This window comes from Paenibacillus sp. FSL R10-2734 (assembly GCF_037963865.1).
Taxonomy (GTDB): domain Bacteria; phylum Bacillota; class Bacilli; order Paenibacillales; family Paenibacillaceae; genus Paenibacillus_AQ.
Genome location: NZ_CP150170.1, coordinates 2564180 through 2578468, shown reverse-complemented (window position 1 = coordinate 2578468; position 14289 = coordinate 2564180). Strand labels below are relative to the sequence as shown.

The following is a 14289-nucleotide window of genomic DNA, read 5'->3' as shown; positions in this document are numbered from 1 at the left end:
TTACCCCTCCTGTGCTGAACTATTTCAAGTTAAATTGCATACCTTCCTGGAACTTCTTGCCGAAAATGATGAACAAAATAATAATTGGTAAGGTGAGCATCACTGCACCGGCATACATTGGACCCGGATATGCTTGATACGGACCGAACATCTGAGATAATAAAACGTTCAAAGTTAACATTCCGTCACTTCGAACGACGATCATATCCCAGAGGAGCTCTGTCCAACGTTCCATTAGTAGGAATAAGAATACAACAGTCGTAATGGACTTCGACATCGGCATCATAATCTTATACAGGATTTTGAAATCGGATGCCCCATCCAGCTTAGCAGCTTCAATGAAGGCGTCGGGAACCGCCTTAAAGAAGTTGGTATACATGAAGATCCCCCATAAACTCATCGCCTTCGGAATAATGAGCGCCCAATACGTATCGAACAGTCCTACCTTTTGAATAATCAAAAAGTTAGGAATGATCAGGATGATCGCCGGGAAGAACATGTGAAACAATACAAAGTTGTTAATAGAGTCTCTTCCACGGAATTTCAGCTTCGCCAACGCATAAGCGACCATAATCGCGAACAGCATCATTAATGCTGTAGATATCAAAGAAACGAACACACTGTTAAAGAAGGCGTGAATCCATGGTCTTGTAATCCCAGTCTCACCGCCTGTAAAGAGCCATTGATACGAGCGTAGCGTTAATTTCGTCGGTATAAGCTTCCGGTCTACCTGTGACCAATCCGCAAGTGAGTTCAATACCATATATAAATAGGGGAATACCATAATCACGAGCAGAACGATCGCAATCAGATAGCGGACCGACAGCCGGAGCTTGGTGTTTGAATTAGACCCAACCATTGCGCTTACCCCACATTTCCAGAATTTTTCGAATCACGTAGATGGACACAAATGTCGCAACCGCAGCCATAATCGCAATAGCTGATGCGTAACCTGCTTGCAGGTTCTTAAATGCTTGGCTGTATATTTCCATTTGCCATGTATTCGTTGCGTAGTTAGGTCCGCCACCTGTTAATTGATAGACCTCAGTAAAGATTCCGAATGTTGCACCAAAGGATAAGATTAAGGTTGTATAAATCGCAGGGTAAACCAAAGGCAACGTAATTTTCCAGAACCTTTGACTGTCCTTCACGCCATCAATCGCCGCTGCTTCATATACTTCTTGATCAATACTTTCTAAACCTGAAGTAAGGATTAACGCATAGTAACCAGTAAATTTCCAGGCCATAATCATCGCTACGACGAACAATGCCGAGAAAGATCCCCCGAGCCAGTCAATATCAAGACCTAACCGGTCACGCAAGAATGTTTGAACAGGACTTGTATGTGACAAAAACCCTTTAACAATAAGGGATGCAACAACCCCTGAGGATAGGTAAGGCAAGAAGAACCCAATAAGAAATACAGATTTAAATTTAGGTAAGCCTTTTACAATCACCGCTACAAAAAGCGACATGGCTGTAACAATCGGTACAAACACGATCATAAATTTGTACGTTACCCAAAATGCCGATCTTACTCCTGGTGTGCCTAAAGCTTTGATAAAGTTCTTAAATCCTACAAAATCATAAGTTGGTGAAATCAAGTCCCAGTTAGTAAAAGACAAATAAAGAGACCAGATAAGCGGCCCTAAGAAAAATACTGTCGAAAAAATAAGGTAAGGGCTGGCAAAAAGCCAGCCTAACCGATTATTATTTTTTTCAATCATTATTGAAGTTCCCCTTCAATCGCCTTCTTCATATTGTCCCAACCTGTTTTTGGATCAATCTCTCCACGAACGATTTTATTAAAGGCCTCTTGACCAATAAAGGTTTGCAATTCGTTGAATTTCGGATTGTCCATGGATGGTACAGCATTCGGAATTGCTTTAGCATACTCTTGCAATACAGGCGTTTTTTCAAATACTGGTTTAAACACTTCATTTGTACCTACATCATCACGTGCTGGAGGCAAGTTGGTTTCTTGGAAAAAGGCAACATCGTTCTTGTCATCCGAGTACACCCACTTGATGAATTCTATTGCAGCAGCTTGTTGCTCTGGACTTGCCGATGCATAGATAACAATTCCTTTTGCATCCGCAAATGTTTTTGCATTCGCTGGATCCATACCGTCCGGAACAGGAGGCAATGTTACTTCAAAGTTCTTCTTGTACTGAAGCTCTGGGTATTTCTCAGCCCATGTGCTGAATGTCCAAGGCCCTACATCCGTAAATACGCCCACACCATTTTCGAAAGGTTCTGTTACATTCTGAGACAACAGCCCTTTTTCCTTACGAAGATTGTCCACGAAAGTAAGAACGTCTACACCAGCTTTTTCATCGCCTACAAAATTGCTACCTTCAATGAACTTGTTACCGTCTGAAGCTGCATTGTACAACATGAAGAAGTCGAACCATCTTTTCCAAGATGTAGGGTCAGCTAAGTCAGGTTTCGCCCAAAGATATTTATCTGGGTATTTTGCTTTTAATTTTTTCGTTGCGTCAAGCACTTCGCTGTATGTTCTCGGAACTTCGTTCACACCAGCTTCTTTCAAGATATCCGTTCTCCATCCGAACAACATCGCATTCGAGTAGATTGGAAGAACATATTGATGGCCATCCGCAAATTCCCAAGGTTCAATCGTTTTGGTCATATTACGTTTTGTCACAATATCATTGAAGCCATCTATCGTATCCAATGGAACCAACGCTTTACTGTTCGCAAGCTGTGCTGCAAAACCACGGCTAATATTCTCAGTCATCGTCGGTGCGCTTCCACCTGCAATTGCAGCTTGGATACTCGCCTCAGAAGTTGGGGACTCCTTGATCGCACTTACATTAATTTTCACCTTAGGGTTCACAGTCTCATACTCTTTGGCGATTCTCTGCCAATATGCTTGTTGAGTCGGGTTAGGTGCTGCCCAGAACTCAATAGTTGTTACTCCATCTGCTGAAGTGCCTGTATTACTGCTCTTCGATCCACAACCGGCTAGAATCGTGAATACAAGCGTAAGTGCAAGCATTACTGAAAGCTTCTTCTTCATAATAATAAACCCTCCCTAAGTATCGATGCACATCAGTGCAGCATTTTGTAATTCTTAATACTATTTTTTGTAACGTTACAAAATTACTGAATACATGCTTGTAAGTGGTTTTGTAAGCGTTACAATTGCTATTATTATAGTTTTTAGCGAAATTGTCAACCTATTTCTCGATTGTTTATACAAAAGACACAATTACAGACATAGTACATAAGCTTTACTAAATTAGTTTGTAATGTTAAAATAATTTAGTATTGTAATGTGGTTTTGCAGTATAATCTTTAGTATTATGAGAGAAAGTATAGAATAATATTCGTAGCATTTTTATTTAAGAAAGGACGTATCTTCGCATGAAAGTGAAGGTAACAATGCAAGATATCGCCGATCGATTAAATATATCTAAGAACTCTGTTTCTCAGGCTCTGTCAGGTAAAGACGGTGTTAGTGAAGAAACGAGGCAATTAATTATCGATGCAGCGAATGAGATGGGTTACATCTATTCGCGAGGGCGCAAAAGCACTGAAGAGGAAGTTGGGACCTTTGTCATTTTGGCATCAGAATTCGCATTTTCCAAACGTAACTTTTTCGGAGAAATTTATTTGAGCATTGAGAAGGAAGCTGCAAAGCGAAATAAGCGCATGGTTATTCAATCTATTGATAAGCATGCTTCCGAAAATCTGATCCTGCCTTCGATATTATTGGATGATTCCGTAGAAGGAATCTTAATTTTGTCCCATATTACGAACCCTTATATCCAAGCAGTGACCGACACAGGGATTCCCACCGTGTTAATTGATCACCACCATCCTGATCTTATGGCCGACAGTATTCTCACCAATAATCGCTATGCAGCTTATACAGCGGTGCAGCATTTAATTGAATTGGGACATACCCATATTGGCTTTATCGGCAATATTCAGTTCTCTCCAAGCTATTACGAGCGCCTGGAAGGTTATCGCCTGGCTCTATACCAAGCTGGAATTAAATTCAACCCGATATGGGTGGTCGATCATGTACTTGAAGAAATGGATGACGTATTCACCGCAGTTCAAGGGTTGGATAAGCAGCCCACGGCTTGGTTCTGTGTCAATGACGGATTTGGGTTCTTGATCAATTCTGTTATATACAAGCTTGGGTATCAAATCCCCCAAGATGTATCCATTGTCAGCTTCGATAATGGACAATTGTCACGAATCACGACACCTTTGACTACAACAATGGATGTAGATTTGACTTACTTTGGACGTAAAGCCGTAGAACAGCTTATTTGGCGTATTGATCATCCTGAGGATCCTTTTATAGAAGTTCTTCTTCCATCCAATCTGATCATTCGGGAATCCACACAACATTTAAATACATAAACCCAGTAAATCCACGCATAACACAAAAACCTCACCCAATCAAATGGGTGAGGTTTTTGTGTCGATGCTTTGAACTCCTACTACCAATATCCTCGGATTCCGGTCTGCATGCGGATCAGCGCTTCTAGATAATAATAGTCTCCCCAAATCATATGACCATCAGGCACGCGTCCACCTCTGACATGATAGGAGCCATGCTTCAGCAGTCCTTCCGCCTCTGGATTTCCAGACGTCGCATAATGTTCCACCAGCGATTTCATGCTGCGAAGTAGGGCTGCTTCATAAATAACACGGTCGGGATCATCTGCTTCCAAGAGATCCAGCAGTTCCAAGAGACCGGAAGCCGCAATCGCCGAAGCCGAGCTGTCGCGAGGTGTATCAGTTTCCACTGGCACATCGAAATCCCAATAAGCAACACTGTCCTCAGGTAGATGGTTAATGAAATAATGGGCCAGACTTTTGGAGGTGTTAAGAAAATCTTCATCCCGTGTATAGCGATAAGCTAGAGCAAATCCGTATATTCCCCACGCCTGACCACGTGTCCAAGTCGATCCGTCCTCATAGCCTTGATGGGTTCCTCCACGGATTGCATTTCCGGTAACCGGATCAAAATAAAACGTATGGTAAGAGGAAGCATCGCCGCGAACAAGATATTTACGACTCTTTAGTGCATGCTGGAGAGCTATATCATAATAGCGACTGTCCCCCGTTTCCTCCGCAGCCCAAAACAACAGTGGCAAATTCAACAAGCAGTCAATAATAATGCGCCCCGCGTTCTCGGGATCACTCTCTAGTCCCCAGGCCTGAAGAATCCCTGCTGTTTCACGCCAGCGCTTGCACAGCGTATCCGCAGCTTGAAGTCCGACAGCCCGTGCTTCAACGCTTCCTGTTATTTTCCACTCTGCTACCGCAGTCAATGAATACAAGAAACCTATATCATGATGGTCAAGGGCGATGTGATGATCTAGACGATGTTTGAAGTTCCCCAACCAAGAGGCTGCCGCCTCCTTATAGAATGAATCTTTTCCATACTCGTAGGCAAGCCACATCATGCCCACATAAAATCCCTCTATCCAATCGTCATTGTCGCCCCATTCGTACTGCTGCCCCTCCGTGATATGAGGCAGTTTGCCCGGATGACTGGTGACATTGCTCCCGACCTTGCGAATTGCTTCCTCAATTGCCGTTTTCCACATCTTTGTTTCTCCTTTCCGATAAATCAACAGTATGCAGCAGTGCACCGTTACGGGGATCGTATACAGCAATACTTCCATCCGACTGCTTAATAAGCGGCGGGGTAGCCAGACTTAACTGGTTCTCTGGCGTATTCGTCGCTCCAAAGATAGCAGAGATCAGTACCTGATTTCTCGGTTCCAGTCTGGAGCACAAGCTTGGAAGAAGCGTCCGTGGCTTCAGCAGATTGGTATTGGGTTCGGGTTGTACACACTCTCCCCGGTCAAAGCCGCTTAGCGTATGTATCGCACTGATTCCCCAGGGCAATTGCACCGAGACAGCAGTGTTAGATACTTGGATCGTTTCCCGTTCACTTCGGGAGAAGCCTGCAGACTGACCAATCGCAAATCCCCCCTCCGCAACGTCGAGCTTCCGCGCACTATGAATGCTGTGAATACGGACATGCCACAGACCTGCCGGAATTATCCATGTCTCCACATGAACATCGCTCCATGGATGCCAGAGGGAATATACAAAACTCTCTCCAATTTCCCACTGCTCACAAAATCTGCGAACTCGGTAGTGTTCATCGCATTCGCACAACGCTAGTGTAGAGTCGTAAGCGCCTTGACTCAACCCGTATCCTGATTTCGGCACACTGAAGCCGAATAACGTAGAGTATGCAAACTTCGAATATTTGGCCGCGCTATGTGCCATATCAAAGTTAGCCATCTGACCTGAGGTATAGGCGATGACATGCCTATTTCCTTCTGGACGACTCACAAGCATACGTGCCTCTTGGAGAGGCAGTAGATCATTCAATACAGGCAGTGGCTCTTCCTCCGCCTGCCAAAAAGGATGATCATCCGGCAATGCGAGAATAAGCATAGCTTTAAAGGCCCAATACGGTGATCCGGGGGCGTTGTAGTTCTCTGTCATTACCAGATTCGGGTAAGCATATCCGATGCTAAGCAGTCCGTCTATTCCGATAATAGGTTTATCAAACCACCAACGAAAATGACGCATTATAATTCCCTTGAGAACGCCATATGAAAAAGGAAGTACCTCGGCATACACCAGCGCACTCCAGAAGGAGACCTGCGCAAAACGATAGGTCAGACTACGTCCGAAAGGAATGGCACTTCCGTCCTCAGCAAACCAATAAATAAAGTCTTGGGCAAATTGCGCGGATCTTTCCCGGTAAGCTGCAGCCCTCTGAGGATCATCATCCGCCATCAATTTAGCGTATATTAACGTGTAATAGTGCATAGCAAAAGCAATATAATAATCTCTCTGATCGGTCAGCCCGTCGGAATACCAGCCATCACCCAGGTAGTAGGTATCAATTTTCTCCAAATAATCATTCATTATCTCTTGATCGTAGGGCAATCCGATTTTCTTAAAGCCCACATTCACAAGAACTGTGAACATCAGCCAGTTATTCGGGTTAGAACGATCTACATGATTGATCTGGTTCAACCAGTTATATACATGTCGTTTCTGGGTATCACTCAGTGGCCCCCACATCTTATGCGGCGCAAGAGCAAGACCCAGTCCCAGCACGGCTTGTTCTACCATACGCTGGTCTTTGGTCGAGAATTCACCCCAATATTCTTCATGCTCTGGGTCTGTCCCGTTGATGATCCCCTCGAGGAACATTGGCCAGAGCGCACTTTCTCCTCCGCCGCTGGCATGGGGAACAAGCCCCCATAATGGACGAGCGAAGGCTTCCATAAGTGCGGTAGCTTCATTGTATATTGATCCTGTAGCTCCCATATCGATGCCTGCACGACCAGCAGTAAATTGACTCTCCAGCGGAGCATATAGTTCATTTAAGAACATTTGTAATTCATTTTTAGCACCCTTCATTTCCACAGCATGGTTCCCTCCAATTCAAACTCAATGCCAAGCTGCATATTCACTGGGCCTCATGCCCATTTCTCGTTTAAACAGCTTGATAAAATAACTTTTGTTGGCATATCCCAGATACTCGGAGATCTCTTCCACAGTCTTTCCAGACTGATTAAGCAGCTCCTTTGCCTTCTGAAGCTTAAGCATATTTACATATTCAATGAAATTCTGATTTGTTTCTCGTTTGAACAAACGGCTGAAATAGCTGGCATTCAAATTAAGGCGTCCGGCCATGTCCTCCAGCGTTATTTTTTCCGTTACATGACTAATTACGAACTGCTGGGCTTTGATGACTTCACTCCGTTTGGACTTGATGGAGAATAAACTTATTTTCCGCGCTAACTCCTCCAAGTACTGAACCAGCCAATCTTCCAAATGCTCCAGGGTTTCAATGTCACCCACCAAGCTAAACAGCTTCTCTTCGACCATAGGCAATGGAGACTGCAGCAGTTGTTTTGTCTTCAATTGCAAGTCCATCAGCAACCTAAGAACACATTCCTTAACTTCATTTGGATGGAACTTCTGCGATGCTACCCATTCTCTCCATTCCTTAACATGAACGCGAAGCTCCGTTTCCCTGTTCAGGGCAATATCATCATTGATAACAGCGTACAAGCTTCCATATTCGGCATAAATATCTTCTCCAGAAAAGCATATCTCTTCAAAACGGTGGATTCCCGCCGCCGGGAGATAAAACCGCTGAACCTTCTCCCTTAGCATCCGCTGAAGTGTTCCGCGAATCTCCTCAGGACTGCGCGCCTCAGCGCCAAATAGACAGGAGACGGACAGCTTGAGATATTTCTGTACGGCAGAGGCTGCATTTTGAATGGAATGATAGATCGCTTGTTGGTCTCTGGAAGCCTGATCGCTGCAAAAGAGAATGACAATCTCCTTGTGACTGTATCTCGAAATAAACAGACTGTGATCAGCCTCAAGCACTTCATGCATAATATTCTCGACTGCAAAAGAAATCGTATATTCACTCATACGGCGCACCCGTGAGGCTTCCTCTGGACGGTCAATCACTATAAGCATCGGAATATAGGTCTTGGCATGGATCATAATTCCGTTTGACCGGGCTTGCTCGATCCAAGCCACCTTGTCCCAAGATTGGTACAATGTATCTTTAAGAAACTTTTCTTTTAGCGCGGCGCGGTTCTGTGATTGCTTTTGCTTATATACCAGCATCTCGGTATGCTGCTGCCTGTTCAGACCCACTTCCTTCACAAGTGTTCTGAGTGCATGTCCCAGCTGCTCGATATCCAGTGATTCCTTTAAAATATATTCCCCCACGTTTAGCTTAAGTGCCTGCTGAGCGTACTTAAATTCGTTGTGGCAGGAGAGAATGATCGCACGGATTCCCGGCTTCACCGCTCTGAATTTCTCAAGCATCTCCAATCCGTTCATCTTGGGCATGCCAATATCAGTAATAATCAGATCTGGTGGATTCTCCGATGCTTTCTCCCAAGCCTCCAGACCACTGTAGAAGCATCCGATGAGTTCAATACCGAGTTCACTCCAAGGCACGGCCTGCGACAAATAACGGATAACCGGATAGTCATCATCCACCAATATTGCCGTCAGCATTCTCCACACCTACCTTTCCATAATCCAGTGGAAACTCCAAACAAATCTCCGTACCCACATCAGGTTCGCTAGATATATTCAGCTTAAAATAAGCACCATAAATCATGCTGAGGCGTTGGGCCACATTACGCAGACCTATGCCTGAGAACCCTTTTCTGTCTTCCTCTGCAATTTGCTCGCTGCTGTATGCGGTTTCACGAAGTCTTGTTAAAGTATCCGATGACATTCCCACCCCATTATCCTTAATCGTGATAACCAAGGTTCCCGTACTTGCAACAATACGAGCTTCAATAAAGATCTCGCCACCAAACTGCTCAAAGCCATGGATTATGGCATTCTCGATCATAGGCTGAATCATAAACCGGGGCACCAGTGCTTCAGCAGTTCCGTCTGCTAAATTCATTTCCAGCCTGACCTGATTGGCATGGCGGAAATTCATCAAAGTCACATAATGGGAAATCGTATCAGTCTCCTCACGAAGCGGGATAAACTCATTGTCTCTGTTAAAGGTCATGCGGAGCAAAGACGACAGCGAACCAATCAACTCTGCGTTCTCCTTGTCTCCTTGCATCAGAATATTTAAGCGAATCGAATTCAACAGATTAAACATAAAGTGCGGATTGATCTGCGCCTGCAGCATTTCCAGTTCGGCCTTTCTTTTTCCCGTTTGCTCATAAGTGATTTGTTCAATCATAGACTCGATACGATCCAGCATCTGGTCAATGGTACGGGCAAGCTGTGCCGCCTCATTATCTCCTCGAATGAACGAACGTTCATCCAATTGACCACGACCTATTCGCTTTACAAAAGCACTCAATTTTACGATAGGCTGAGTAATCTTTGAGATTAGAACGGTTAAGAGAACGGAAAACAACGTAAAGAAAAGAATCTGTACGGCTAAGCTGATAAATAAAATCTGTTTATTCTTTGACAATGCCGCCTTCATTGGGATAATGCTTACCATCTGCCAATTGTTGCTGCTCAATTCCTGATCTACATACAAGAATTTCTCCCCACTGATATCAACAGTATCTAGCTTGCCATCCTTTTTCCACCACGTCATTGTTTCACCAATTCGGGCCGGATCGGCATGCGAGACTACAGTTCCCTTATCATCCAAAAGCATCATCTCTTTACCATTATCATTATTCAGATAAGGGTGGAGTTTACGCTCATTGATGTTTATAATCAAATATCCGATCGTGCTGCTGGAGGTCGATTGGATAGGTCTCGCAATGGTTACCCAATTGGCTGAACCCTTATCAGAATAGTTGTAGTAAGTGTCGTGCTCCGCTCTCCAGAAAGTCGAAATCGGCTGAGTTTGTTTCAGTAGCGACATCCAATGCTCGTTGTAAAAGGTTCTCGGATCAAAGTCGCTATAAGGATAACTGGTATAAATAAATCCATTTTTTCCGATTAGCGTCACTTTCAAATACTCTGATAGAACGAACATATCATCCAGCATCCGCGACATACGGTTATACTGGATGATCTCCTTCGCTGAATGGAGCGTCTTGGGATCAGCAGACATCATCTGCCTAATTTCGCTGTTCTGAAGCACAAAATTGGACTGCTCCAGCGTCTGTTCAAAAATGGCATTCATATTGGCACTGGACGCATTGAGAGATTCTCTTGCGCTGCCAACGGCCTTCTCCAGAATCAGATCCCGGGTTAAATAATCTGTAACCATGTAAATGCAGACTAGCGGGATCAGTACGCAGATCATTGAAGACCAGACAAGTTTCATTCGAAGTGATTGATGCTTTTTAAACACGGATGACAGGCCCCATATCTGTTTGAATTTGGAGCAGGAGGCAGAAATGCTATCCTGCCCCCACATTATAAGCCCCCTTAAGGAAGGGTACAATCAGCCTCCGTCTACTTTCCGCTATTGTTCTGAACGACTTCCGAAATTTTCTTATCAATATTGGCAACTGTGACATCTAGATCCTGCTGGCCAAGGAGATACATCTCCGCTTCAGGAATAACGTTGTTCTTAGCTTCATCCGCATATTTAGCCGGAACTTGCGTCGCACCTGGTGTCGAGTTCTCCATCGTATATTTCAGGGAATCTACATCAATCATAGATGGATCCTTAGAACCATTCACAATCGTATCCACCAATTTGTTCGTATCCGATTTCGCCCAGCCGGAGAATACACGTCCGCCGATTTCCAGTCCTTCTGAGGTATACCAGCGTACAAAGGTGTAAGCCGCTTCCTTATTCTTAGATTTAGCAGCTATCCCCATATAGGTTGGCTGAACAGGTGAATAATGTTTACTCTCACTATCCAATCGAGGGATTGGGGCAAATGCTGTAACGAAAATTGCCGGAATGGCCTCCGTACCGCCCGATTCCGCAACCATCCAGTCTCCCATTGGAAGCATCGCTGCTAAACCATTGAAATACTGATTCCGGTAGGCAAGTTTCTGCGAAATAATATCCTCATAAGGAGTGGCACTCTTATCTTCGTACATCATTTTCTTCATCATCTGCAGATTAGCCTTAAACTGCGGGTCCAGCGCATTGGAGGTTCCGTCAGCTTTTAGAAATGTATTATCCGCAGGTTTACTCATTAGCTGGAGCTGGAAATAATCCGGCCAATTATGCAGATATGCACCGAAACGCTTCGTTGCACCTTCACCCTTGGTCAATTTTTTCGCATACTCTTCGAAATCCGCCCAGGTCCAGTCGGTCGGAACAGGCAGACCCGCCTCATCTAACATTTCTTTGTTAAGGAGCACGAACCAGCGTTGCATGGAAGACGGTAGCGCATAGATTTTACCATTGACTGTAGTGTCCACCAGGTATTCATCTGTGAGCTTATACCCTTCTTTCTCAATATATTCGTCCATCGGTGCTAACACACCGATATCTGCACGCTGTGAATAATTCGTATAAGGCAGTTCGACAATATCCAGTGGGTCACTTGCTGCCGCCATCAAATCGAGCTTCTGCATGGAGGCGACAGAATCACCTTTTTCATTCAGTAAATCTACTTCCACATGAATATCAGGATGCGTCTTCTCAAACTCGGCGATAATTGTACTCCACTTCGCTTTGGCTTCCGTCTGCCAGGTACTCAGCTTCAGCGTAACCTTCTCCGCTGCTGCAGGCTCTTTATTTCCACTAGTATCAGGGGAATTAGTCGCTCCTGCATTATTTGTTTTCGCATTTCCGCCGCAAGCGGCCAATGACAACGCCATCGATGAGATGATAAACACGGATAATAATTTCTTTTTCATATAGACCCTCCTAAAAATGTGTTGGGTATACCTCGCTTTACAGCTAGTGCTATGTAACTGCTTACAAGAACATCCTAACATGCAGGATAGACGAGGAAAGTTCTCATATTCTACCGAAGAGAAACTATTTTGACTTTTATTATCCTTTCACGCCTCCGAGAGCAATTCCCTCAATAACCTGCTTCTGACCAAGAGCAAAAATAATCAACAATGGCAGAATTGCGGAGACTGCACCAGCCATCATGAGCGAATATACATCCCCGTATTGGTCCCCAAACAACCGGATTCCTAACTGAATGGTAAACAGCTCTTTAGACTTCAAAAAAATGAGCGGATACTGATAGTCGTTCCAAGTCCAGATAAATCGAAGAATAGCATAAGTAGCTACAGCAGGACGAATCAGCGGAAATGCAATTTGTAGAAAAGAACGAAAATGACCTGCTCCATCCATCCGCGCGGATTCAAGATACTCATTGTTTACCCCCATAAAAAACTGTTTGAGCATAAACGCACCGATAATACTAAAGCTGTTAATTAAGATCAAGCCTATATGCGTATCGATCAGATTCAGCCAATTAAACAGTAGAAACTGTGGAACCAGCGAAGCCTGCGGAGGAACCATGTAAAGTGCCAATACAACTACAAACATCGCATCTCTTCCCGGAAAACGCAGCTTGGAGAACCCATAAGCAGCCAGTGCACATATCAGCACATTAATTATAGTCGTAGTCAGTGTAATATAAATGGAATTTCCGTAATAACGAGCGAAGTCGCCTGACCAAACCTGTTTGTAATTCTCAATGAGGTTCCACTGCTGCGGCAGCCATTGAATCGGAAAATTAAACACATCTTTCTCCAGTTTAAAGGAAGTGGATAACATCCATAGAAACGGTAAAAGAAATACGATACCTAGCAGTCCCATTGCGATAGTCCAGAAGGTCCTGGATAAAAGCTCTTTTCTCACTGTAATTTCTCCTTTCTGCCTTTAATAATTGACCCATTTTTTTTGCGCTAACATCTGCAGGGCTGTAATGATCAGGCAGATGAGGAACAGGACAAGTGCCATGCTAGAGGCATAACCGGTCTTCAATTGATTGAAGGCAGTGTCATAGAGCTCATAAACGATAACGGTCGTGGAGTTGGCTGGTCCCCCCTGTGTCAGCACTTGGATCAGATCAAAGATCTTAAATGAGCCGATGACACCTGTAACTAGCAGGAAAAAGGTAGTTGGCGAAATGCAGGGCACCGTGATATTGCGGAATTTCCGCCAGACGTTGGCCCCATCAATATCGGCCGCTTCATAAAGATCCTTAGGAATACTCTGTAACCCAGCGATAAAAATAATAATGTTGTACCCGAGCAGAATCCATATCTGGATTAACATAAGTGACGGCAAAGCATAATGAATATCAGCCAGCCATTTGGGTGGATTAGCCCAACCCAGTGACATCAAGAATTGATTGACAGGTCCGAGCGAGGGATGGAACATAACCTGCCAGACCATGGCGATGGCAACTATACTGGAGATGTAAGGAAGGAAATAAATCACTTTAAACAAGTCCTTCAAGAAAACCTGTTTATCAATCAAGATAGCTAACAGCAAAGCAATGATGATCGTAACCGGCACCGTGATAATAAAGAGCAGATTATTCAGCAAGCTTTTCATAAAAGCATCGTCATGAAACAGTCTTATGAAATTATCCACACCAGCGAACCGAATCCCTCCTAAACCAGCCACAAAGTTCCAGTCCGTAAAGCTTAACAGCAGTGAACCCAACACCGGGATCAACGTCAAGATGATCAGCCCCAGCATAAGTGGAGCGACGAATAAATACCCAGCGATCGCTTCGCGCGTATCCATTTTAAGTTGAAATTTTCGTATCATAGTTCTCCTCCTTTACTTATCCATAATTGTAGAAAAAGTAGGCGGTGATCATAAGAACTATAATTGTTCATTTTGGAACTAATTTTACC

At 44.1% G+C, this 14289-nt stretch carries 11 protein-coding genes; 1 reads left to right on the top strand and 10 read right to left on the bottom strand.

Annotated features, from left to right (window positions below; genetic code table 11):
* Window positions 1–19 precede the first annotated feature (19 nt).
* The 3 genes from NSS67_RS11170 to NSS67_RS11160 are packed head-to-tail and all read right to left on the bottom strand — an operon-like array spanning window position 20 to window position 3040.
* Window positions 20–859: a carbohydrate ABC transporter permease gene (locus NSS67_RS11170; protein ID WP_339319594.1), complete on the bottom strand. Its 840-nt coding sequence runs from the start codon at window positions 857–859 to the stop codon at window positions 20–22.
* Window positions 846–1724 carry a sugar ABC transporter permease gene (locus tag NSS67_RS11165; protein ID WP_339320573.1) on the bottom strand — a complete coding sequence of 293 codons (879 nt, stop codon included), beginning with the start codon at window positions 1722–1724 and terminating at the stop codon, window positions 846–848. Before NSS67_RS11165 ends, NSS67_RS11170 begins: the two co-directional genes overlap by 14 nt.
* A gap of 2 nt (window positions 1725–1726) precedes the next feature.
* On the bottom strand, window positions 1727–3040 hold the full coding sequence (locus tag NSS67_RS11160) for an ABC transporter substrate-binding protein (protein WP_339319593.1): 1314 nt from the start codon (window positions 3038–3040) through the stop codon (window positions 1727–1729).
* A 347-nt stretch (window positions 3041–3387) separates the two neighbouring features.
* Here NSS67_RS11160 and NSS67_RS11155 point away from each other — a divergent pair, with 347 nt between their 5' ends.
* Window positions 3388–4398 (top strand): LacI family DNA-binding transcriptional regulator, encoded by a 1011-nt coding sequence (locus tag NSS67_RS11155; RefSeq protein WP_339319592.1) that lies wholly within the window; start codon window positions 3388–3390, stop codon window positions 4396–4398.
* 80 nt (window positions 4399–4478) lie between these two features.
* On the opposite strand, the gene NSS67_RS11150 is transcribed toward NSS67_RS11155, so the two are convergent.
* The 7 genes from NSS67_RS11150 to NSS67_RS11120 all read right to left on the bottom strand — a co-directional run bounded on the left by NSS67_RS11150 (window position 4479) and on the right by NSS67_RS11120 (window position 14200).
* On the bottom strand, window positions 4479–5594 hold the full coding sequence (locus tag NSS67_RS11150; protein ID WP_339319591.1) for a glycoside hydrolase family 88 protein: 1116 nt from the start codon (window positions 5592–5594) through the stop codon (window positions 4479–4481).
* Window positions 5575–7440, bottom strand: a complete 1866-nt coding sequence (locus tag NSS67_RS11145; RefSeq protein ID WP_339320572.1) for a DUF2264 domain-containing protein — start codon at window positions 7438–7440, stop codon at window positions 5575–5577. Before NSS67_RS11145 ends, NSS67_RS11150 begins: the two co-directional genes overlap by 20 nt.
* A 30-nt stretch (window positions 7441–7470) precedes the next feature.
* A complete protein-coding gene (locus tag NSS67_RS11140) occupies window positions 7471–9069 on the bottom strand; it encodes a helix-turn-helix domain-containing protein (RefSeq protein ID WP_339319590.1) in 1599 nt (532 codons plus the stop codon).
* A complete protein-coding gene (locus NSS67_RS11135; RefSeq protein ID WP_339319589.1) occupies window positions 9044–10816 on the bottom strand; it encodes a sensor histidine kinase in 1773 nt (590 codons plus the stop codon). The genes NSS67_RS11140 and NSS67_RS11135 overlap by 26 nt, the downstream gene beginning before the upstream one ends.
* A gap of 131 nt (window positions 10817–10947) precedes the next feature.
* Window positions 10948–12315, bottom strand: a complete 1368-nt coding sequence (locus NSS67_RS11130; protein ID WP_339319588.1) for an extracellular solute-binding protein — start codon at window positions 12313–12315, stop codon at window positions 10948–10950.
* A gap of 139 nt (window positions 12316–12454) precedes the next feature.
* The gene (locus NSS67_RS11125) at window positions 12455–13237 is read right to left on the bottom strand and encodes a carbohydrate ABC transporter permease (RefSeq protein ID WP_339320571.1); all 783 of its coding nucleotides are present in this window, start codon (window positions 13235–13237) and stop codon (window positions 12455–12457) included.
* 63 nt (window positions 13238–13300) lie between these two features.
* Complete coding sequence (locus NSS67_RS11120; protein WP_339319587.1) at window positions 13301–14200, bottom strand: sugar ABC transporter permease; 900 nt, start codon at window positions 14198–14200, stop codon at window positions 13301–13303.
* Window positions 14201–14289: the final 89 nt, after the last annotated feature.

Bases quoted from the DNA above. Each gene is read 5' to 3' on its own strand.
- NSS67_RS11170 (WP_339319594.1), bottom strand. From the start codon at position 859: ATGGTTGGGTCTAATTCAAACACCAAGCTCCGGCTGTCGGTCCGCTAT.
- NSS67_RS11160 (WP_339319593.1), bottom strand. From the start codon at position 3,040: ATGAAGAAGAAGCTTTCAGTAATGCTTGCACTTACGCTTGTATTCACG.
- NSS67_RS11155 (WP_339319592.1), top strand. From the start codon at position 3,388: ATGAAAGTGAAGGTAACAATGCAAGATATCGCCGATCGATTAAATATA.
- NSS67_RS11150 (WP_339319591.1), bottom strand. From the start codon at position 5,594: ATGTGGAAAACGGCAATTGAGGAAGCAATTCGCAAGGTCGGGAGCAAT.
- NSS67_RS11145 (WP_339320572.1), bottom strand. From the start codon at position 7,440: ATGAAGGGTGCTAAAAATGAATTACAAATGTTCTTAAATGAACTATAT.
- NSS67_RS11140 (WP_339319590.1), bottom strand. From the start codon at position 9,069: ATGCTGACGGCAATATTGGTGGATGATGACTATCCGGTTATCCGTTAT.
- NSS67_RS11135 (WP_339319589.1), bottom strand. From the start codon at position 10,816: ATGAAACTTGTCTGGTCTTCAATGATCTGCGTACTGATCCCGCTAGTC.
- NSS67_RS11130 (WP_339319588.1), bottom strand. From the start codon at position 12,315: ATGAAAAAGAAATTATTATCCGTGTTTATCATCTCATCGATGGCGTTG.
- NSS67_RS11125 (WP_339320571.1), bottom strand. From the start codon at position 13,237: ATGGGACTGCTAGGTATCGTATTTCTTTTACCGTTTCTATGGATGTTA.
- NSS67_RS11120 (WP_339319587.1), bottom strand. From the start codon at position 14,200: ATGATACGAAAATTTCAACTTAAAATGGATACGCGCGAAGCGATCGCT.